Here is a 783-nt window from a genome sequence, read left to right on the forward strand (position 1 = left end):
CCTGAGAGCCTGAGAGGGCGGTATCGTAACCGAGTCGTTCGAGCGTGGAGAAGACGTTGAGCCTTCGGACAGCGTGAGTGACCTGAGTGATCCCGACAACATTCTCGATCATCACCGCCTTCGGACGGATCTGCTGGACGATCTCAAGAGCGCGATCGAACAGATCCCGCTCGTCGGCCGAGCCACGGCGTTCCCCGGCCTGCGAATAAGGCTGGCAAGGCAGCCCGGCGGCAATGAGATCGACACCTTCGAAACGCCCGATATCAATCGTGTTCATATCCTCTTCGATGACGGGCCATCTGGGGCGATTGGCGCRCAGGGTCGAAGCAGCCTCCGGGTTTCTCTCGACAATGCCGACGTGGCGGAAACCGGCTGCATGCAGCCCGATCGCCTGACCACCAGCACCGGCGCAGAGTTCGAGTACCGAATACCGATAGGGAGCAGAGGGCCGTGATGCGGAACTGAGTGGATGGCGATCGAGTGCGACGCCACCGTTCGGCACGGGACGCTTTCGGCCCGCCAGTTCCGGGATTTCCTGGCCCAGCGCCCATCCCAGAATCTCGTGCAGGTGCTCATCGATCCAGAAGGGGTGAACGTCCGGCCAGCACCAACCTTCCATGGAGCAGAGCTTACCCTCTGCAATCTGTTCAAGAGTATCCTGCACCGTGATCCAGGATCGCTCACCCAATGAGCTGCTCGGAGTGAGCACTTTGGCGGGAACGAGTTCCCGGAGTTCCTTCGCAAGATGGCTTGCATCCACGGAAAGCGCCTGGACTCTTGCCA

The 783-nt window shown here is 60.7% G+C and carries 1 protein-coding gene; it reads right to left on the minus strand.

The window, feature by feature from the left end; translation table 11 throughout:
* Window positions 1-760: DNA cytosine methyltransferase (locus AC1D34_RS38115; protein ID WP_476827097.1), on the minus strand; the 760-nt coding region annotated here is incomplete at its 3' end.
* Window positions 761-783: the final 23 nt, after the last annotated feature.

Source organism: Allobosea sp. P1_A7 (assembly GCF_056406775.1).